Source organism: Streptomyces sp. NPDC102451, from assembly GCF_044765485.1.
Taxonomy (GTDB): domain Bacteria; phylum Actinomycetota; class Actinomycetes; order Streptomycetales; family Streptomycetaceae; genus Streptomyces.
This window is the reverse complement of record NZ_JBIWKD010000032.1, coordinates 1-20,027: the sequence shown is the minus strand read 5'-3', so window position 1 is coordinate 20,027 and position 20,027 is coordinate 1. Positions and strand designations below refer to the sequence as shown.

Genomic DNA, 20,027 nt, shown 5'->3' with positions numbered 1-20,027 from the left:
CGCTCGTCCGCGGCGGCCACGCACGCCGCCGACGGGCGCGGCGGACTCCGTCGCTACCAGGTGATCGGCATCTCGGCCGGGCCGAACGCCTGGATCGAGTGGTACTTGTACGTCAGTTCCGCCTCGGGCACGGCGAGCGCGAGCGTCGGGACCCGCTCGAAGAGCGTCGTGTAGACGATTTCCAGCAGGCCCGGTACCAGGCGGTCCGCCGGGCACTTGTGCGGTCCGTGACCGAATGCCAGGTGCCGGGCCGGCTCCTCCCGCATGATGTCGAGCTGGTGGGGATACGGGCACACCGACGGGTCGCGGTTGACGGGCAGCGTCGGCACCGCCACGCCGTCGCCGGCCTTGATCAGTGTGTCGCCGATCAGCGTGTCCTCGGTGGCGAGCCGCATGGGGGTGCCGTCGTTGACCGAGAAGTAGCGCAGCATCTCGTCCACCGCGATCGTCATCCGGTCCGGATGGGCGAGCAGCGCCGGCCGCTGCTCCGGGTGGTTCAGCAGGGTGAGCACGCCCAGCGAGATCATCGTGGACACCGAGTTGTGGATGCCCTGGGCGTTCGACAGCATGAGGGGCGCGAGTTCGTACCAGTCGACCTCGCCGTGCTTCTCGCGTTCCTGAATGATCAGACGACTCATCATGTCGTCGTCGAGGTGCTTGGCCTTCTCCTTCAGGACCTCTTCCGCGTGCCCGTTCAGGCGGTCGGCCGCCTCTCTCTCCTCGGCCTCGGTGGTGGTGCCGAGCAGCAGCTTCCAGACGTTGTCCCGCATCGTCTTCAGCTCGGCCGCGGGGATGCCGAGGAACATCTCCTGCAGCCGCCATGCGATGGGGAACGCCAGTTCCTTCACCAGGTCGACCGGTTTCGCCGGCTGCCGCAGCATGTCGTCGATCTTCTCCTCGACGGCGACCCGCAGGCGAGGCATCAGCCGGGCGAGCCCCTCCGGGGAGAACTCGTCCATGATGGACTTCTTCTTCTTCAGGTGTTCCGGACCGTCCAGATTGATCATGAACGGCGCGCAGTACCGCAGCTTCATCAGCGAATTGGGTGTCAGCTTCGGAAACCGGTCGTCCGTCTTGTCCGAGCTGAAGCGCGGGTCCGAGAGCACGATACGGGCGTATTCCGGCCGCACCACCATCCAGACGAGTTTGCCCGTGGGCAGTTCGACCTGGCCGATGCCTCGTTCCCGCAGTGTCTCGTACTCGGCCGGCAGCACGCCGGGGAGCTGACGGCGAACGGGGTGGGTGGGAAGTTTCGTCATGCTGACACCTCTGCAGCCCAGTGGTAGAAACGGGTGGCCAGTGAATTGCCCTGCGGGTCGTACGGCGGAATGATCTCCGTGAGGTCGTCCACGAGCTGGAGGAAGCGGGGATCGCCTTCCGTCCACACCTCGCTGATCGCCTCCATGCTGTTGGCTACGGCGAAGTCCTGGATGTGCAGGTAGATGCCGCGCCACAGGGAGATCTGGCGGCGCAGCGTGCCCATCTTCTGCGGGATGTCGGTCGCGTCCGACTCCGCGAACAGCCGTGACACCTCGGGGATGTGCTCCTGCCGCTGGGTGTTGACGATCACGGCGCTGTACGTCTGCTCCAGGCCGTCCAGTCGCTCGGCCGGCCACAGGTAGAAACGCTCGGCCGTCGGCCGGTCGACCGGGCCGTCCCAGTCCTCCGTCGGGGCGTGATCGCCGAAGTAGGTCGACAGGCGTTCGGTCAGCCGCGTGCACCGGGGGTCGGTGCTGATGATCCGGTATGCCTCGTCGTGGTCGGCGACGTCCCAGTCCTGCATGTGCACGTAAAGGTCGCTGTAGCTGAATACCTGGCGGCGGCGCAGCTGGGGCAGTTCGGACGCGACCTCGCCGTCGAACTCCTGAAGAATCTTGGTGACGTCGGCGACGCCACCACTGTCGAATGTGCCGACAGTGATGATGCTCGGCATAGCGTCTCCTCACGAATGGGCGGGCTGCGTTTCAGGGGTTGCGCCCAGCTTGCTCCCGCACCTTCGACGCCGGATCGACGCCCGGTCAACGGCCGGGGCCGACCACGGACGGTGCACTCGACGGGTCCTCGAAGAGAGGTCGATCGAGGACCGACATCGTCGGTCGCGACGGATCGGGATGTGACGACGCTTGTGAGGTGTCTTGTTGTGTCGAGTGCACAGCGGCGAGTTGACCACGCCATCACCATCGAGGCCGACGTGGAGACGGTGTTCGACCTGATCGCGGACGTCGAGCGATGGCCGCAGTTCCACCCGTCCGCGGTGCACGCCGAGACGGTCCACGCCGACGAGAAGGGAGAGTTGGTCAGGCACTGGGCACTGGCCGGTGACGCCGCCGTGCACACCTGGCAGACGGTGCGCCGCACGGACCGGCCGGGGCGGCGTATCACGTTCGCGCACAGGGAACCCGAACAGCCCGTCTCCGACCTCCGCGGCGAGTGGGTCTTCACCGAACTGGCGCCGGACCGGACCCGGGTCGAGCTGAGGCATCAGGTCGACGCGCCGGCCGGCGCGGATCTCGGCACGTTGCCGGACAGGATCGCGCAGCAGAGCGAGGAGTGCCTCGCCACCCTCCGCGACACGGCCGAGCGCCGGGCCGACCTGGACGAACTCGTCGTGTCCTTCACTGACCCGCTGTTCATCGCCGGCTCCGTCGAGGACGCCTACGATTATCTCTACCGGGCGGACCTGTGGCCGGAGCGTATCCCGCACGTGGTGGGGCTCGCCATGACCGAGGACGTGCCGAACGTCCAGTTCTTCGACATGGACACCAAGAGCCCGGACGGCAGTACGCACACCGTCCGCTCGGTGCGGATCTGCCTTCCGAACGAGCTGATCGTGTACAAGCAGATCTCGCTGCCCTCGATGCTGGACGCGCACACCGGCCACTGGCGGTTCACCGAGACGCCGGAAGGCGTCATCGCCGAGGCCCGGCACACCAGCACGATCAAGCGGGCGGCGTTGTCCCAACTGGGTGGTGCGACGACGGTCGCCGAGGCGCGCCGGTTCCTGCGGCGGCTGCTGAGCGGCAACAGCATGAGCAACCTCCGCCTCGCCAAGGCGTACGCGGAGGAGCGCGCCGGCTTCTGAGCCGGCTGCACCGGAGCCTGCGGGAGACCTCGCCGCAGCGCGACGGGCGAGTTACCGCCCGGCCGGACCGTGCGCCGCCGCACCGGCGACGGCACCGTCCCGGCCGGGTCCGACGAACAGAGAACCGCCGAGCCGACAGAGCCGACCGAGCCGGTCGAGCCGGTCGAGTCAGGAGAAGTCATGGCCAAGGAGACGACCGCCCGAGGCGGGGGGATATGGGCAGCCGCCGATCTGCTGACCCCGATGGCCGTCCGGGTGGCGGCGACGCTGCGGCTCGCCGACCACATCGCCGCGGGCGCCGGGACGACCGAGGCGCTGGCCGAGGCCGTCGGCGCCGACCGGGACGCGCTGGGGCGGCTGCTGGACCACCTGGTGACAGCGGGCGTGCTGACGGGTGACGGGCCCGGCGCCTACGGCCTGACGGCCATGGGCCGCCACCTGTGCGAGGGCGAGCCCGAGGGGATGCGGGCCATACTCGACATCGAAGGGGCCCTGGGACACGCCGAGTTGAGCCTCGTCCATCTGCTGCACACGGTACGTACGGGTGAGGCCGCGTTCCCGCAGCAGTACGGCACGGCGTTCTGGGACGACCTGTCGTCGGACGAAGGGCGCGCCGAGTCCTTCGACGCGTTGATGGGCGCCAGACTGGCGGCGCACACGCCCGCCGTCGTCGGCGCGTACCCCTGGGGAACGCTCCGGCACATCGTCGATGTCGGCGGTGGCGACGGCAGCATGCTCATCGCCGTTCTGCAGCCCCACCCCGATCTGCGGGGGACCGTCGTCGATCTGCCCGGCCCCGTGCGCCGGGCCGGGAAGGCCATCGCCGCGGCCGGTCTCGACCATCGGGCCGACACCGTGGCGGGCAGCTTCTTCGACGCTCTGCCCGGCGGCGCGGACGGGTATCTGCTGTCGAGCATCCTGCACAACTGGGACGACGCGGCGGCCGTCCGTATCCTGCGGCGCTGCGCCGACGCGGTGCGGACGACGGGACGCGTGCTCGTCGTGGACTACTTCGGCGACCGGACCGTGCAGACCGAGGGTGACCTGCGCATGCTCGGCTACTTCGGCGGCCGGCAGCACACCCTGGAGCAACTGGCTGAACTGGCGGGAACCGTCGGCCTGCACACCACTACGGTCACACCCGCCGGCCGCTACTCCGTCGTCGAACTGCGGGCCGACGCCTGACCGTTCGCGCGCCGCGCCGACGGCGCACCCCCGCCGGTGCCGTCGGCCGGCCCACGCGATCCGTCCTCGCCGGTGGCTGTCGGGAAGCGGGCTTCGATTCCGTCCAGGATGATCGCCAGGCCGTTCGCGAACCGCTCGTCCGCCTCCCCGATCTCGGAGGCCTGGACCATCCGGCTCAGGTGCGGGAACTCACCGGTCTCCAGCAGGGACTTGAGGTACGGCTCCATCCGCAGCCGCCAGGCGTGGCGATCGAGGCCGGACTGATTCGCCGTGGCCCGCTCGGTCAGTTCGGCCTGCACGGCGCCGCCGACCCAGGAGTGGATCAGGTTGAGCACGTGGATCGTGTCGTCCATACCCAGACCGCAGCCGGCGAGAACGGCGAGATCGCGTTCCATGCCGCGCATGAAGTTGGGGCCCATGATCGGGCGGGTGGCGAGGAGCGGGGCGAGCCAGGGGTGCCGCAGGAAGATCTGCCGGCGGCGGCGCGCCAAGGTCGTCAGATCCGCACGGAGATCGCCGGTCGGCTCCTGCGGCTCGAAGCCGGTCGCCTCGTCGATCATCACCGTGTAGAGGTCTTCCTTGGTCGGAAGGTAGCGGTAGAGGGTCATCGCACCGGTGCCGAGCCGCTTGGCGATGGCGCGCACCGACGCGGCTTCGATGCCCTCGGAGTCCGCGATGTCGATCGCCACCGCGGCGATCTGCCCGCGACTGTGCGAGGGCGCGGGGCCTCGCGCCGGCTTCTCCGGTCGCATCCAGATGATTGGTTTCGAGTCCGACACGACAGTCATCCTACGCGTCCGCCACTAAGGTGCGTACGGCGCACTCAGTTGACTGGACAAGGGCCCGCTGTTGCCGATCTTCGTGCCGCTCTCGGCGTGCCGCTTCGCCCGCGCCGGACTGTGCCGTACGCGCGGTCGCCCGCCCGGGGGCGCGGCGGGTGAGCGCGAGCAGTCTTCGGAACCTTGAGCAATCTTCGGAACCTTCACGGACGACATGCCCGTGAGGAAATCGCTGTTCTCATTCTCGGAGGGACAAGCATGCGTGTAGTGATCGTCGGAGGTGGCACGGTCGGGCTGTGCACCGCCGTCTTCCTCGCCCGTCAAGGTGTGTCGGTCCACGTGCTGGAGCGCCGGGCACAGGTCAACGACCACCCCCGGGCCTTCGGTATCACCGACCGGTCGGCGGAGATCCTGCGGGAGGCCGGCATCGACATCGAGACGGACCACCTCGTCCGGGGTCTCATGACGGGGACCGGCCTGGCCGATCTGACCACCGTCACGGCCAAGTTCGAGCCGCCGGAGATCGGCCCGGCGAAGCTGGGAAGCTGCCCGCAGGACCGGGTCGACCGGGCCGCGCTGGCACGGCTGCGGGAGCTCGGCGGCCAGGTGGACTTCGACAGCGAGGTGGTCGCGGTCACGGACGGCGGCGTCACCACCGCGGACGGCAGGACCGTCACGGCGGACTACGTGATCGCCGCCGACGGAGTACGCAGCCGGATGCGGGACCTGCTCGGCATAGGCGTGACCGGTCCGGGTCCGCTGAGCAGTTCGCACATGCTCAACGTGCTGTTCCGCGCCGAACTGCCCACCCCGCCCACGTCCATGACGTTCCTGCGCAACGAGCGGGCGTCGGGGATCCTGCTCAAGGTCGACGAGACCGGCCGCTGGGTGTTCCACATCCCGAACGGCGACCCGGAGACCCCTGTCGAGCGCATCCAGCAGCAGATCAGGGACGCCACAGGCGTCAGTGACATCGAGCCGGAGATCATCAGCCTGCTGCCCTGGTCGTCGACGGCGCGGGTCGCCGACCGGTTCAGGCAGGGCGACGTCTTCCTCGTGGGTGACGCGGCACACGTGGTGCCCCCGGTCGGCGGTCTCGGACTCAACGTGGGTATCGCCGACGGCCACAACCTGGCGTGGAAGCTGGCCGCCGGCGGTGACGCGCTGCTCGACACCTACGATGCCGAGCGCCGGCCGGTCGCGCTGTTCACCATGCGACAGACCGTGCTCCGCGCCGAGAACCGCGACCTGCACTGGGACAACGACGCGAGCCGGGCCGCCGACCGGGCGGCCGTGGGCATGGCGGGCATCATGATCCCCGTCATCGGCTACCGGTACGACTCCGGCGCGGTGGTCGACCCCGAGCCGCTCCCCGACATGGAGAACCTCGTCCTGGACGGCGCCCCGGGCAGCCGTCTGCCGCACCGCTGGCTTCCGGACGGACGGTCCACGGTCGACCTCGTCGACGGATTCACCCTGATCACCGGGACCGCGGCCGACCACTGGCTCGAGGCGGCACGGGACCTGGGGATCACGGCGCACGCGGTCGAAGGGTGGGCCGAGGCCGCCGGTATCAAGGAGGACGGTGCCGTGCTCGTCCGCCCGGACGGTTTCGTCGGCTGGCGTACGGCCACCGCAGGGGACGCCGTGGAGACCGGCACAGAGCATCTGCGTGCCGTCCTCGACCGGATCCTGTGCCGGCCGAAGGCCTGACGCGGACCCGTACCCCCGGCACGCGGCCGGCACGCGGCCGGCACCGGCACGGCCGGTGCCGGCCGCGTGCCGTCCCGGCGCAGGGAGCGGCCCCGGGCAGCCTCCGTACGCCCTGCGCCTCGGGTCGAACCACACACGAACTCGCCTCGAACCGCAGCCGCGAGCATCGGCGCCGTGTGGTCCCCCGACCACCGGACCGAACACCGAGGCAGAGGAGGCGGAGGATGGATTTCGGCGCTGATCCCTATCCCGAGTACGCGTGGTTACGTGCGGAGGAACCGGTCCGGCAGGTCCTGGAGGGCCGCGGCCTCTACGGGCTGCTGGTGACCCGGTACGAGGACGTACGGAAGCTGCTCTCCGATCCCCGGATGAGCAAGGACCCGCGCAACGCACCGCTCGACTGGCAGGAGGCGGGCAAGGGGAGGCCGCTGGAGGACCGGACCGGGCTCGGGACACACCTGCTGACCACGGACGCGCCCGAACACACGCGGCTGCGCCGGCTGGTCTCGACCGCCTTCACCGCCCGCCGCGTCGAGGGTCTGCGCCAACAGGTGCAGCACATCACGGACGGGCTCCTCGACACGATCGCGCCGCGTGGGCAGGCCGAGCTGATCGGCGAGTTCGCGTTCCCGCTGGCGATCACGGTGATCTGTGAACTGCTGGGAGTGCCCAAGGCCGACCAGGACGTGTTCCGCCAGTGGACGAAGGACTTCCGGCGCTGGACGAACACCGACTCCGCCCAGGCCGGCCGTGGTGAGGCGCGGCCCGTAGGACTGCGCGACCTCCTCGAATATCTGACGCGCCTGGTCGAGAAGCGCCGGCAGGACCCGGCCGACGGACTGGTCGACGCGCTGATCGCCGCCCGGGACGACGACGACCGGCTGAACGAGGCCGAGTTGCTGTCCATGATGTCCCTGCTGCTGGTCGGCGGCTTCGAGACGACGGTCAATCTGATCGGCAACGGCACCCTGGCCCTGCTGCGCCACCCCGGCCAACTCGCCCTGCTCCGGGAGCGACCGGAACTGGTGGACTCGGCGCTGGAGGAGATGCTGCGGTACGACGGGTCGTTCGAGACGTCGACGTGGCGGTTCCCGCTCGAACCCATCGAGGTGGCGGGCACCCGCATCGAGAAGGGGCACCCGGTGCTCCTGTCCCTGGCATCGGCCAACCGGGACGGGGCGAAGTTCTCGGCACCGGACGACTTCGACGTCACCCGCGCGGACACCGCGCACGTGGCCTTCGGGCGCGGTGCGCACTTCTGCCTCGGGGCCCCTCTGGCCCGGCTGGAGGGCCGGATCGCGTTCGACGGGCTGCTGCGCCAGCTGCCCGGCCTCGCACTGTCCGTACCGCCGGAGCAGTTGCGATGGCAGCGGAGCCTCACGGTCCGCGGACTGGAAGCCCTGCCGGTCACCTTCGATGCCTGACCCCGGGATCCACGATTCCGTTCACTTGCCACGGACCGATATCAGGAAAGAGACCCATATGCCGAATACAGCAGTCAGCGCGCGAGCGGTGAGGGCACGATGAACCGCCGGATCGCCATCACCGGTATCGGCGTTCGCGCCCCGGGCGGCGCGAACGCCAAGGAGTTCTGGGGCCTGATCTCGTCCGGCACCTCCGCCATACGCACCATCTCGCTGTTCGACGCGTCCGGGTTCCGCTCCCGGATCGCCGGTGAGTGCGACTTCGACCCGGTCGCGGAGGGCTTCTCCGCACAGGAGATCCGGCGCATGGACCGCAGCGCGCAGCTCGCCGTCGCCGCGACCAGGGAAGCGGTCGCGGACGCCGGCCTCGACCCGGCCGCTACGGACCCGTATCGCTGCGGGGTCAGCGTCGGCAGCGCCATCGGCGGCACGATGAGTCTGGACCGGGAGTACAACGTCCTCTCCGACGGCGGCCGCCAGTGGCTCCTCGACCACGAGTACGCGGTGCCGCACATGTACAACTACCTCGTCCCGACGTCGATCGCCGCGGACGTGGCCTGGACGGCCGGGGCGGAAGGCCCCGTGTCGCTGGTGTCCACGGGATGCACCGCCGGCATCGAGTCGGTGTCCCACGCTGCGCGGCTGATCCGCGAGGGCGCCGCCGACGTGATGCTGGCGGGCGGCTCGGACGCGTCCCTCTCGCCGATCTGCGTCGCCTGCTTCGACGCGATCAAGGCGACGACGCCCCGTTGCGACGAACCGGCCACCGCGTCACGGCCGTTCGACCGCACCAGGAACGGCTTCGTGCTCGCCGAAGGCAGCGCGATGCTGGTGCTGGAGGAGCTGAACCACGCCAGGGAGCGCGGCGCGCGCGTCTACGCCGAGATCGGCGGATGGGACGTGCGTGCCAACGCGTACCACATGACCGGACTCAGGACCGAGGGCCCCGAACTGGCCAAGGCCATCGAGGTGGCGCTGCGGATGGCCGGGCGTGTGCCCGAGCAGGTCGACTACGTCAACGCGCACGGTTCGGGTACGAAACAGAACGACGCGCACGAGACCGACGCGTTCAAGCGCACGCTCGGCGACCATGCCTACCGGACGCCGGTCAGCTCGATCAAGTCCATGATCGGGCACTCGCTGGGCGCGATCGGCTCGATCGAGATCGCGGCATGCGCGCTGGCCATCGACGCCGGACTGATCCCGCCGACGGCCAACCTGCACGAACCCGACCCGGAACTGGGCCTCGACTACGTGCCTCTGACAGCCCGGCAGGCGGATGTGCGGACGGTGCTCAAGGTCGGCAGCGGGTTCGGCGGGTTCCAGAGCGCCATGGTGCTGACCAAGGGAGGATCCGATGAGTAGGGAAGTCGCGGAGAGTGGCAACGGTACGAGGCCGGAGCGCCCCCGGGCGGTGATCACCGGTCTCGGGGTGGTCGCGCCGAACGGGTTCGACGCCGACGAGTACTGGGACGCCGTACTCCACGGGCGGGGAGGCATCGACCGGGTCACCCGGTTCGACCCGGAGCAGTACCCCGCCACGCTGGCGGGTGAGGTGCCCGACTACGACGTACGCGCGCACATCCCCGGCCGTCTGGTGCCGCAGACCGACCAGACCACCCGGCTGGTACTGATCGCGGCGGACGCCGCGGTCCGCGACTCCGCCCTCGATCCGGCCGCCCTCCCGGAGGATCAGGTCGGCATCGTCACCGGTCTCTCGGCGGGCGGGCTCGAATACAGCCAGCGCGAGCTGGAGAAGCTCTGGAGCCGCGGCAGCGAACACGTGAGTGCCTATCTCTCGTTCTCCTGGTTCTACGCCGTGAACACGGGACAGATCTCCATCCGGCACGGGTGGCACGGTCCCGGCGGTGTCCTGACCGGGAACACCAGCGGTCTGGACGCCATCGCACAGGCCCGCCGGTATGTTGCCGACGGCCTGCCGGTGGTGATGTGCGGTGCGGTGGAGAGCGCGATGTGTCCGCTCGGGTGGACGATCGAGCTGACCACCGGCCGGCTGAGCACGGCCACCGACCGGACGCAGGCCTACCTGCCGTTCGACACGGCCGCGTCCGGCTACGTACCGGGAGAAGGCGGCGCCATGGTCGTCGTCGAGGAAGCCGGACACGCGAGCAGCCGAGGCGCCCGGCCGTACAGCGAGATCGCCGGGTACGCCACCACCTTCGACCCGCGGCCCGGTTCCGGACGGGAGCCCGGGTTGCGCCGGGCGATCGAGTCCGCGCTGGCGGACGCCGGTGTGACGCCCGCCGAGATCGACGTCGTGTTCGCGGACGCGGCCGGGGTCGGCGAGCTCGACCGCGCGGAGGCGGCCGCCGTCACCGGGGTGTTCGGTCCAGGGGCCGTTCCGGTGACCGCGCCGAAGACGATGACCGGCCGGCTGTACTCCGGTGGCCCGGCGCTCGATGTGGCCACGGTGTCGTTGAGCATGCGGCACGGCGTCATCCCGCCCCTGATCAATGTGACCGACCCCGTCCGGTCCGACCAGCTCGACCTGGTGCTCGGCGAGCCGAGGGAGACGGCCGTGTCCACCGCTCTGGTGCTGGCCCGCAGCGACGGCATCAACTCCGCGATGGTGCTGAAGGCGGCATGAGTTGAAGGCGGCGTCACCACCGGAAGAGGCGCCCGGTGGTGACGCGGACGCCTCGACCCGGCATCGCCCGGTTCACGGCTTGGCGATGATCTCCAGGACGCCCGCCGTCCAGGTGAAGCCGGCACCGACGCCTGCCAGCAGACACGTCTGCCCCGGCTGCAGTTCGCCCTCGGTGACGAGATGGGCCAGCCCGGCGAACTGGTCGCCCGCGCCGAGATGTCCGACCTGCCGGCCCCAGGCCCAGGTCGAGCGCTGCGGATCTATGCCGAACGGGTCGAAGTACTGTGCCCGCATCCGGGTCCGGCCCAGATTCGGCAGCACGTAGCGGTCGATGTCGCTGAGTTTGACGTCCGCCTGGGCACAGGCCCGGTCGAACGCCTCCCGCTGACCCGCTTCGATGCGGTTGAGCAGGGTCTCCACACCCAACTCGCGCACCAGGGAGTCGCTGTTCAGGTCGATCGGCACCTGCGCGGCCAACGGCGCGTCGCTGAACCGCTCGCCCCGGCTGCCGTGCTCCAGTGCGGAATCCGAGACCGTGACGAGTCCGCGGAGCCGGGCGAATCCGGTGCGGCTGGACAGCACCACCGCCGTGCCGCCGTCACCGCAGATGGTGCTCGGGTCGCTGCGCCACCGGTCGAAGCCGGGCAGGCTGAACCGGTCGGCCGTGGTGACCAGGGCCGTCGAGCCGTCGTACGCGCGCAGATGGCCGGCCGCGAGTTCCAGGGCGATCATGCCGCCGTTGGACATCTGGCGGACCTCGACAGCCGGGCAGGAGCCACCGCCGCAGAAGCGCTGGACGTACGAGGCCGCCGGCCACATGTCATGACCTTGGTGGTACGCGCAGGCGTGCAGCAGCAAGTCCAGTTGTTCCGACCTGACTTCGGCGCGCCCGAGGGCGTCCCGTGCCGCAAGCACCGCCATCTCCGGTGCCGATGTGTCCGGCGAGACGCACACCGACTCGATTCCGGTGTTCCAGACCCTTGCCCGGTCGGCGAGGTCCAACCGCTCGGCCTCGTCCAGTGTCAGCCGCTCGGGCAGCCACGAACTCGCGGCGGCGATATAGAGTCCGTCGCTCATCTTCTTCCTCCCACGGATCGGATTGCCTCGGGTTCTCCCCTGTCCGGTCATGGTCGTCATGTCCGGCGGAGGCTTGTTCGAGGCCCAGGCGAGGCCTTGCCGCGGTCAACGCGTGCCGACGGCCGGGGCCCGCATGCGGGTGTCTCCGTCGACCGGAACTCGACCGGGTGTCGAAGCACCCCCGCGATGTTGGTTTCGACGGCACGAGACGAAGGGATCGACAATGGCGACTTTCACCCAGATGGACCTGGTCAGGCACATACGCGAGGCGGCCGGTGAGGACGAGGGATTCGACCTGGACGGCGAGATCGGCGACATCACGTTCACGGACATGGGCTACGACTCGGTCGCGATGGTGGAGGTGACGCTCCTGGTCGAGCGCGAGCTCGGCATCTCCGTGCCCGAGGATGAGAGGGCGGGGAAGACCGCGACGCCGAAGCAGTTCGTCGAACTGGTCAACGAGCTGCTGCCCGCGTCGCTCTAGCCGAGGCCCGGCGGCATGGACGGCTCACCAAGGAGATCACCATGTACAGCACAGAGCACGAGCAACGCTTCGACAACGGCGCGCCAGAAGCACCCGAGCAGCTCGGCCTGCTCTCCGAGATCCTCAACCGGGAGACCTTCCGCACCCTGGGGGAGGTGGTACGTGTCGGGCACGGGTGGCGCTGCTGGGAGGTGGGCGCCGGGGACGGCTCCGTCGCCCGCTGGCTGGCCGCCAGGGTGGGGACGTCCGGACGCGTGGTGGCCAGCGACCTCAAGCCGCAGCACGTACCCCGCCATCCGCGCATCGAGGCGATCCGCCACGACCTCAGCGAGGACCCGTGGCCCGAGCCCGAGTTCGACCTCATCCACGCGCGACTGGTGCTGATGCACGTGGCCGACAAGGAGGCGGTCGCGGCGAGGCTGGCCGCACATCTCCGGCCGGGCGGTGCGCTGGTGCTCACCGACTGGTACTGCGGTTGTGCCGAGGAGGGCATCATCAAGTCCCCGGTCGACGCGTACACGGCACGCATCTTCCAGGAATACCACGACGGCGTGCACAAACTCGCCGGAGAAACAGGTATGGATTTCGAATGGGCGGCGCGCACGCCGGACGTTCTGTCCGCCGCCGGCTATCGCGACATCACGGTGCGCGACTTCCGGGCGCCGGGGGAGGGCATGGCGCCGACGGCCCGGCTCGCCCGGCTGCACAGCAGCATGCTGGAGAATTTCCTGCTGAGTCAGACATCTCTGACCGAGGCCGATCTCTCCGTAATCCGGGAGAAACTCCTGGACCCGGAATTCGAGATGGTGACCAACCACACGTACACGACCGTGGTGCGGGTTCCCGAATAAAAGCGAACCGCGGGAAACAGGCGGCGTCGAAAGAGCGGCTCCAGGAGCTCCGACGGGGCCGGCCGCCGTGGCGCGCGTCCTGGCTCAGCCCCCGGACGTACCGGCTTCAACGGTCGTATCAGGTCGAAATGGGACAGCTCGCCCTGCGCCCTTCCGAGGTCCCGTTTCGTCGACTCCCCCTCCGGTGCCGCACGGTGGTTCCGGCCTGTTGAACAGCCGTGAACCGAAGCAGTGGGGTAACTCCCGGGCTTGCCGCCCCTGCACCCCTTTACCAAGAAAGGTTAAAACGGCTCGATTCGATCTTGTTGGGAAGTGGAGCCCCGGGTTACGGTATGCCGTGCGCCAGCGAAAATGGGGGAGTTATGGCAGCTGTTGCGGCAAAAGCCTTAGCGGTAATACGACATGCCAATTTCGCAATCCATAATTTCAAGCGGAGGCTTGAATGGAAAACGGCAGGTTCTATCGGCGTCGGCTCCATGACGGAGCCCGCAAGATTTTCCGCGCACAGATCGGTGGGCCTTCCGGCGCCGTCGCGGGAACCGCTGCCCGATCCGGGGGCGCGGCATGCAGCCTGACCGCGCCGGCCGGTTGCGGATCGTACTGATCGACGACCACGCGCTGCTGCGCGAGGTGGTGTGCGAGACGCTCAACGTGGAACCGGACATGGTCGTCGTCGGCATCGCCGCCAGCGGTGCCGCAGGCATCGCGCACTGCGAGATCGAACAGCCCGACGTCGTGCTGCTCGACGGGGACATTCCTCACGAGTCGGTAGCCGAAACGGTGCACGCCATCCGCTCCGCCTCGCCGAAGGCGAGAATCCTGATCGTCAGCACACCCGACGATCCGGCGATGGTGCGTCAATTGCTCGACTTCGGCGTCCGGGGCTATCTGAACAAATCTGCGAGCCGGAATGACCTGGTGTCCAGTATCCGCGCGGTGTGCGCGGACAATCTCCGCATCGTGCTCCACGTATCCGTCGAGGCGCTGACGCACATCGCCTCGACGGCGAACTGCACGGACATGCTCACCAGCCGCGAGAGGGAAATCCTGACCCTGGTGAGCAAGGCCATGAGTAACCGGCAGATCTCGCGGCGACTGACCATCGCCGAGGGAACAGTGAAGCGCCACCTGGGCACCATCTTCTCGAAGTTGGGCGCTCGCTCCCGGCTCGAAGCGGTCAACAAGGCGGTTTCCATCGGGCTCATCGCCCGTGCCGGGTGACACCCCCGGTGGTATCACCGCCGGCTGACAAGGTGCCGGAACCAGGCGCAGACCAAGGGAAGGTACGCAGACTGTGGCACGTTTAACGGGCAGGACCGCGCTGGTGACGGGCGGTCGGACCGGTCTCGGCTTCGGCATCGCCACCGCGTTGGTGGAGCGGGGCGCGAACGTCGTGATCACTTCACGCAATGAGGACGAGCTGCGCAAGGCGGCCGCCGAACTCGGCGAGGAACGCGCCGTCGCGGTCGCCGGTGACGCCCACGACACGGAGCATCAGCGGATCGCGGTGGAGACCGCCGTCGACCGGTTCGGATCGCTCGATCTGCTGGTCAACAACGTCGGCGGTACGGAGCGGACGGCCCGCCGTCTGGTCGATGTCGATGCGGCCTCCTACCGGCGCACCGTCGACATCAACCTGGTGTCCGCCCTGACCTGGGTCCAGACGGCCTGGCACGGCTGGCTCGGCGAGCACGGCGGCGCCGTCGTCAACATCTCCTCGATCGCCGGCGAACTCGCCGTCCCCGACGGCACCGCCTACGGGACGGCCAAGGCGGCGCTCAACCACTTCACCCGGCAGATGGCGAACGAGCTCGCGCCCACGGTCCGGGTGAACGGCGTCGCGTCGGGCACGGTGCTCACCGACTTCACCCGGGCGAATGTCGAAGGCCGGGAGGACAAGGTCATCGGCTCCATCCCGCTGAGGCGACTCGGCCGACCCGCCGACGTGGGCGCCGCCGTTGCCTTCCTGCTGTCGGACGAGGCGTCCTGGATCACCGGGCACACCCTGGTCGTCGACGGCGGCCGGCTCCTGCACAACCGGTAGGACGGCACCGGTGCGGTCGAGGATCGCCTCGCGGCGGTCCTCGACCCGTCGCCGGTGGCCTTCCGAGGGCGGTGCCTACCGGGTGAGCTGTTCCGCCAGGGGCCTCCCCGACACCCCCCAGTCCGACCAGGAGTCGCGTCCGGCCAGCACCTCCTGATGGAGTTCCCGCAGCATCCCCGAGGGTTCGAGGCCGAGTTCGGCCGACAACGTCCGCCGCAGGTGCTGGTAGGCGACCAGTGACTCGTTCCGCCTGCCACTGGATGCCAACGCCTTGATCAGCTGGGCGTGGTACCACTCGTTGAGCGGGTCGGCCAGCAGCATGGCCTTCAGCTCCCCGACCAGTTCCCGGTGCCGTCCCAGCATCGCGTCGGCCTGGATGCGCAGTTCGACGGCATGCGCCCGCTGCTCCGTGAGGTGGACGACGTGCGCCTGGATCGACGGACCGGCGGTCACATCGGCGAGCGCCGGTCCCGACCAGAGATCGAGAGCCTGTCGCAGCAACCGTTCGGCCGCGGCCGGATCGCCGGTGGAGAGCGCGGTGCGCCCCTGCTTGGCCAGCCGGAGGAACTCCCCGAGGTCGAGCTGGTCGGGGTCCACCCGGAGCGTGTAGCCGGTGCCGCAGGTGGCGAGCACCTGCTCGACCGTACCCTCCGGCACCCACGGTTCGAACTGACGCCGCAGCTGGTAGATGTACGTCTGCGCGGTGGGGACGGCGCTCTTCGGCGGTCTGTCACCCCATAGCTCATCGATGATCGCGTCGAGCATGACGATGTTGTTCGAGCACAGGAGCAGCTGCGCCAGAACCCGCCGCGCCATAGGTGCGGTTGGCGTGCAGTCACCCAGGTCGTTGGTGACGGTTAGGCGGCCGAGTACCTGGAATCGCAACACGGGCGGATGCCTCCACAGAGTGATCGTCGGGTCGGGCCTCGACCCAGACTCTGCCGATCCCTTTGCCGGGCAGGCAATGCTCTGAGGCGAAGGTCCCACCCCGGTGACCGTGTCGGATCGTGTCCTCTACAACCTTCGTCGCGTCCCGTGGACGAGAGGTTTGCGAGCGGCGGCACCGGCCCGTCCCACCCTCCCCGAGAGCAGAGTGAGATTCCGCTGTCATGACAGAGAACTTCGTGAAAACGAGTGGTCAGGGCGTCGTCGCGGTGGTCGGTCTGTCGTGCCGCCTTCCGGGTGCGAACTCCCCCGAGGAGTACTGGGACCTGCTTGCGGCCGGACGGGAGGCGGTCGGCGAGGTCCCCGCAGACCGTACCGTCCACGTCGGCACGCGGGTGACCCGGGCCGGGCTGATCGACGGCGTCGCGGACTTCGACGCGGGCTTCTTCGGGGTGTCGCCACGCGAGGCCGCAGCGATGGACCCGCGGCAGCGCCTGATGCTGGAACTGGCCTGGGAGGCGCTCGAACACGCGGGAATCGACCCGTCGGCGGTGCGGGGCAGCCGGGGCGGAGTGTTCCTCGGAGCGATGGGCGACGACTACGCCGGTCTGGTGCGTGACCAGGGCGCGGACGCCATCGACAGCTTCACTCTGTCCTCGCTCCAGCGTGCCGTCCTCGCGAATCGTATTTCCTTCTTCCTGGGGCTGTCCGGCCCCAGCGTGGTCGTGGACTCGGCACAGTCCTCCGCTCTGATCGCCGTGCACCAGGCGTACGAGAGCGTGCGGTGCGGTGAGTCGGCGTGGGCGCTCGCGGGTGGGGTCAACCTGATCCTCTCTCCGGAGTCGACGACGGCCGCGAGCGAGTTCGGAGCGTTGTCGCCGGACGGCCGCTGCTACACGTTCGACACGCGCGCCAACGGCTACGTGCGCGGCGAGGGCGCCGGCCTGGTGGTGCTCATGCCTCTGGCGGACGCCCACGCGTACGGCCACGACGTGGTGTGCGTGATCCGCGGCGGCGCGGTGAACAACGACGGCGGCGGCGAGCAGCTCACCACGCCGAGCCGGGCGGGGCAGGAGGACGTGCTGCGGGCGGCCCTCACCGACGCGGCGACGAGCCCCTCCGAGATCGGGTACGTGGAGCTGCACGGCACCGGCACCCCGGTGGGGGACCGCGTGGAATCGGCGGCACTGGCCGCTGTGTTCGCCGACCGGGGCCGGCCGCTGGTGGTCGGGTCGGCGAAGACCAACGTGGGGCACGCGGAGGGGGCGGCCGGGGTCGTCGGCCTCATCAAGGCGGCCCTGGCCACGCAGCGCGGCCAGGTGCCGGCGAGCCTGAACTTCGCTGCCCCGGCGGAGGACATCCCGCTCGCCGAGCGGGGCATCGAGGTCGCCACCGGGCTGCGCGACTGGCCCGGCGACGGGCCGCGGGTGGCCGGTGTGTCGTCGTTCGGGATGGGAGGCACGAACTGCCATCTGGTGCTCGCGCAGGCCCCGGATCCGTCCCCGGCCGCGGAGATCCACGGCGCGCGGGCGGGCACCGTTCCCTGGCTCGTGTCCGGCGGCACCGAGCGGGCCCTGCGGGCCCAGGCCGAACGGCTGGCCGGGCACGTCGCCGCACAGGAGGGCCCGGACGCGCTCGATCTCGGGTTCTCGCTGGCGACCACCCGTGCGGCGCTGCCGCACCGCGCCGTCGTCGTCGGCGACGACGCGGCCGAGCTGAGCGCGGGACTGGCCGCGCTGGCGGCGAACCAGCCGGCGCCGAACGTCGTCTCCGGTGCGGTCGCCGAGGGCGGGACGGCCTTCATGTTCACCGGGCAGGGCGCACAACGGACCGGCATGGGACGGGAGCTGTACGCGCGCTTCCCGGTGTTCGCCACGGCCTTCGACGCGGTGTGCGCGGAGCTGGATCCGTCGCTGGGCGGCGAGCTGCGGGAGATCGTGTGGTCCGATGCGGACCTGCTCGGCCGCACCCGGTACACGCAGGCCGCGCTGTTCGCGCTGGAGGCGGCGCTGTTCAGGCTGATGGAGTCGTTCGGGGTGCGTCCGACGCACCTGATAGGCCATTCGATCGGTGAGGTCACGGCCGCACACGTCGCGGGGGTGCTCTCGCTCTCCGACGCCTGCACGCTCGTCGAGGCGCGCGGACGGCTGATGCAGGCTGCCCCGTCCGGTGGGGCGATGGTGGCGGTCAACGGCGACGAGGGCCACGTACGGGCGTTGCTGCCCTCGGCGGGAGTGAGCATCGCCGCCGTCAACGGGCCCCGCTCGGTGGTGATTTCCGGGGACGCCGGTCCGGTGCTCGCGACCGCGGAGGCCTTCCGCGCCGCAGGGGTGAAGACCAAGCGGCTGAACGTCAGCCACGCGTTCCACTCCCACCATCTCGACGGAGTCCTGGACGAGTTCGCCGACGCCATTCGCGGGCTGACCTTTCACGCCCCCCGGATCCCCGTCGTCTCGAACCTCACGGGCCGTCCCGCCACCACGGACGAACTGACCGACGTCGGCTACTGGGCACGTCAGATCCGGGGCACCGTCCGCTTCGCCGACGGCATCCGCGCCCTGCACGACGCGGGCGTCTCCCGCTACCTCGAACTCGGCCCCGACCCCGTGCTCGCAGGCATGGCCCGGGAGACCCTCGCCGAGCAGCCACCGGCGGCGGTGGCCCCGCTGCGCGGCGGGCAGGCGGAGGTCCGCACCCTGCTCAGGGCGCTCGGCACCCTGCATGTCACGGGGGCGCCAGTGGACTGGACGCCGCTGCTGGACGGCGGTCGCAGGGTCGCGCTGCCTACGTACGCCTTCCAGCGCCGCCGGCACTGGATCGGCGAGGCGCGCGAGGCCGCGCCCGCCGCGGAGCCGGCCCGGGCCCATGACCGCGAGAGCCTGCTCGCTCTGGTGCGCACCCACCTCGCGGCCGTCCTCGGGTACGACGCGGCCGACATGAGGCCCCTGACGTCGTTCAAGGACCTCGGCCTGACGTCGCTCACCGCGGTCGAGCTGTGCGTCGGGCTGTCCTCGGAACTGGGTCTGGCCCTGTCCGGATCGCTGGTGTTCGACCACCCCACCCCCGATGGGTTCGCGGCGTTCCTGCACGCGGAGCTCACCGGGCACGGCTACGCGGAGGGCGCGCCGGGCGTCCCGGCCCCGCGTGACGGCGACGCCGACGATCCGGTCGTCGTCGTGGGGATGGGCTGCCGTTATCCGGGGGGTGTGTCGTCGCCGGAGGAGCTGTGGGAGCTGGTGAGTTCGGGTCGGGATGCCGTGTCCGGGCTGCCTCGTGACCGTGGCTGGGATCTGGACAACCTGTTCGACCCGGACCCGGAGACCTCCGGGCGGACGTACGTACGGCAGGGCGGGTTCCTCGACGACGTCGCCGGTTTCGACGCCGGGTTCTTCGGGGTGTCGCCGCGCGAGGCATTGGCCATGGATCCTCAGCAGCGGCTGCTTCTGGAGACCGCCTGGGAGACGTTGGAGAACGCCGGTATCGAGCCCGGTTTGCTGCGCGGCAGCAATACAGGCGTGTTCATCGGCGCCATGGCGGGCGACTACGGCCCGCGGCTCGACACCCCGCACGGTGGGGTCGACGGATATGTGCTCACCGGCAACTCCGGGAGTGTCATTTCTGGTCGGTTGGCGTATTTCCTGGGTCTGGAGGGGCCGGCGGTGACGGTGGATACGGCGTGTTCGTCGTCGTTGGTGGCGTTGCATCAGGCGGTGCGGGCGGTGCGTAGTGGTGAGTGTGGGCTCGCGGTGGCCGGTGGTGTCACGGTGATGTCCTCGCCCGGCATGCTCGTCGAGTTCTCTCGGCAGCGTGGGTTGTCGGTTGATGGTCGGTGTAAGGCGTTTGCGGAGTCGGCTGATGGGACGGGTTGGGGTGAGGGTGCGGGGTTGGTGGTGGT

Annotated in this window: 16 protein-coding genes; 11 read left to right on the top strand and 5 right to left on the bottom strand. The window is 69.8% G+C overall.

All coding sequences use genetic code 11. The annotated features are described in order from the left end of the window. Positions 1 to 53 precede the first annotated feature (53 nt). On the bottom strand, positions 54 to 1,259 hold the full coding sequence (locus ACIRD8_RS36725) for a cytochrome P450 (protein WP_404001811.1): 1,206 nt from the start codon (positions 1,257 to 1,259) through the stop codon (positions 54 to 56). Beyond that, positions 1,256 to 1,933 carry a TcmI family type II polyketide cyclase gene (locus tag ACIRD8_RS36720; RefSeq protein WP_404001809.1) on the bottom strand — a complete coding sequence of 226 codons (678 nt, stop codon included), beginning with the start codon at positions 1,931 to 1,933 and terminating at the stop codon, positions 1,256 to 1,258. Before ACIRD8_RS36720 ends, ACIRD8_RS36725 begins: the two co-directional genes overlap by 4 nt. A gap of 207 nt (positions 1,934 to 2,140) precedes the next feature. Here ACIRD8_RS36720 and ACIRD8_RS36715 point away from each other — a divergent pair, with 207 nt between their 5' ends. Together ACIRD8_RS36715 and ACIRD8_RS36710 are read left to right on the top strand one after the other, a co-directional pair. Further along, positions 2,141 to 3,082: an aromatase/cyclase gene (locus ACIRD8_RS36715; protein WP_404001807.1), complete on the top strand. Its 942-nt coding sequence runs from the start codon at positions 2,141 to 2,143 to the stop codon at positions 3,080 to 3,082. A 180-nt stretch (positions 3,083 to 3,262) separates the two neighbouring features. Then, positions 3,263 to 4,267: a methyltransferase gene (locus ACIRD8_RS36710; protein ID WP_404001805.1), complete on the top strand. Its 1,005-nt coding sequence runs from the start codon at positions 3,263 to 3,265 to the stop codon at positions 4,265 to 4,267. Here ACIRD8_RS36710 and ACIRD8_RS36705 read toward each other — a convergent pair. Further along, positions 4,234 to 5,055: a TetR/AcrR family transcriptional regulator gene (locus ACIRD8_RS36705; protein WP_404001803.1), complete on the bottom strand. Its 822-nt coding sequence runs from the start codon at positions 5,053 to 5,055 to the stop codon at positions 4,234 to 4,236. The two genes, ACIRD8_RS36710 and ACIRD8_RS36705, sit on opposite strands and share 34 nt — an antisense overlap. Before the next feature lie 249 nt (positions 5,056 to 5,304). On the opposite strand from ACIRD8_RS36705, the gene ACIRD8_RS36700 reads away from it, so the two are divergent. The 4 genes from ACIRD8_RS36700 to ACIRD8_RS36685 all read left to right on the top strand — a co-directional run bounded on the left by ACIRD8_RS36700 (position 5,305) and on the right by ACIRD8_RS36685 (position 10,791). Continuing rightward, on the top strand, positions 5,305 to 6,759 hold the full coding sequence (locus ACIRD8_RS36700) for an FAD-dependent oxidoreductase (RefSeq protein ID WP_404001801.1): 1,455 nt from the start codon (positions 5,305 to 5,307) through the stop codon (positions 6,757 to 6,759). A 224-nt stretch (positions 6,760 to 6,983) separates the two neighbouring features. Beyond that, the gene (locus ACIRD8_RS36695) at positions 6,984 to 8,183 is read left to right on the top strand and encodes a cytochrome P450 (RefSeq protein ID WP_404001798.1); all 1,200 of its coding nucleotides are present in this window, start codon (positions 6,984 to 6,986) and stop codon (positions 8,181 to 8,183) included. A 99-nt stretch (positions 8,184 to 8,282) separates the two neighbouring features. After that, the gene (locus ACIRD8_RS36690; RefSeq protein ID WP_404001795.1) at positions 8,283 to 9,548 is read left to right on the top strand and encodes a beta-ketoacyl-[acyl-carrier-protein] synthase family protein; all 1,266 of its coding nucleotides are present in this window, start codon (positions 8,283 to 8,285) and stop codon (positions 9,546 to 9,548) included. After that, the gene (locus ACIRD8_RS36685) at positions 9,541 to 10,791 is read left to right on the top strand and encodes a ketosynthase chain-length factor (RefSeq protein WP_404001793.1); all 1,251 of its coding nucleotides are present in this window, start codon (positions 9,541 to 9,543) and stop codon (positions 10,789 to 10,791) included. The genes ACIRD8_RS36690 and ACIRD8_RS36685 overlap by 8 nt, the downstream gene beginning before the upstream one ends. Positions 10,792 to 10,863: 72 nt before the next feature. On the opposite strand, the gene ACIRD8_RS36680 is transcribed toward ACIRD8_RS36685, so the two are convergent. Beyond that, a complete protein-coding gene (locus ACIRD8_RS36680) occupies positions 10,864 to 11,868 on the bottom strand; it encodes a ketoacyl-ACP synthase III family protein (RefSeq protein WP_404001790.1) in 1,005 nt (334 codons plus the stop codon). A gap of 223 nt (positions 11,869 to 12,091) precedes the next feature. On the opposite strand from ACIRD8_RS36680, the gene ACIRD8_RS36675 reads away from it, so the two are divergent. From ACIRD8_RS36675 to ACIRD8_RS36660, 4 genes are all read left to right on the top strand, one after another. Beyond that, entirely contained in the window at positions 12,092 to 12,352 is a 261-nt protein-coding gene (locus ACIRD8_RS36675) for an acyl carrier protein (protein ID WP_404001787.1), read from the top strand. Positions 12,353 to 12,393: 41 nt separating this feature from the next. Further along, positions 12,394 to 13,203, top strand: a complete 810-nt coding sequence (locus tag ACIRD8_RS36670; RefSeq protein WP_404001784.1) for a class I SAM-dependent methyltransferase — start codon at positions 12,394 to 12,396, stop codon at positions 13,201 to 13,203. Positions 13,204 to 13,767: 564 nt separating this feature from the next. Beyond that, on the top strand, positions 13,768 to 14,424 hold the full coding sequence (locus tag ACIRD8_RS36665) for a response regulator (RefSeq protein ID WP_404001781.1): 657 nt from the start codon (positions 13,768 to 13,770) through the stop codon (positions 14,422 to 14,424). A gap of 73 nt (positions 14,425 to 14,497) precedes the next feature. Further along, positions 14,498 to 15,247 carry an SDR family oxidoreductase gene (locus ACIRD8_RS36660; protein ID WP_404001779.1) on the top strand — a complete coding sequence of 250 codons (750 nt, stop codon included), beginning with the start codon at positions 14,498 to 14,500 and terminating at the stop codon, positions 15,245 to 15,247. A gap of 75 nt (positions 15,248 to 15,322) precedes the next feature. Here ACIRD8_RS36660 and ACIRD8_RS36655 read toward each other — a convergent pair whose 3' ends face one another. Then, positions 15,323 to 16,135 carry a BTAD domain-containing putative transcriptional regulator gene (locus ACIRD8_RS36655; protein ID WP_404001776.1) on the bottom strand — a complete coding sequence of 271 codons (813 nt, stop codon included), beginning with the start codon at positions 16,133 to 16,135 and terminating at the stop codon, positions 15,323 to 15,325. Between the two features lie 221 nt (positions 16,136 to 16,356). Here ACIRD8_RS36655 and ACIRD8_RS36650 point away from each other — a divergent pair. Next, positions 16,357 to 20,027: type I polyketide synthase (locus tag ACIRD8_RS36650; protein ID WP_404001773.1), on the top strand; the 3,671-nt coding region annotated here is incomplete at its 3' end.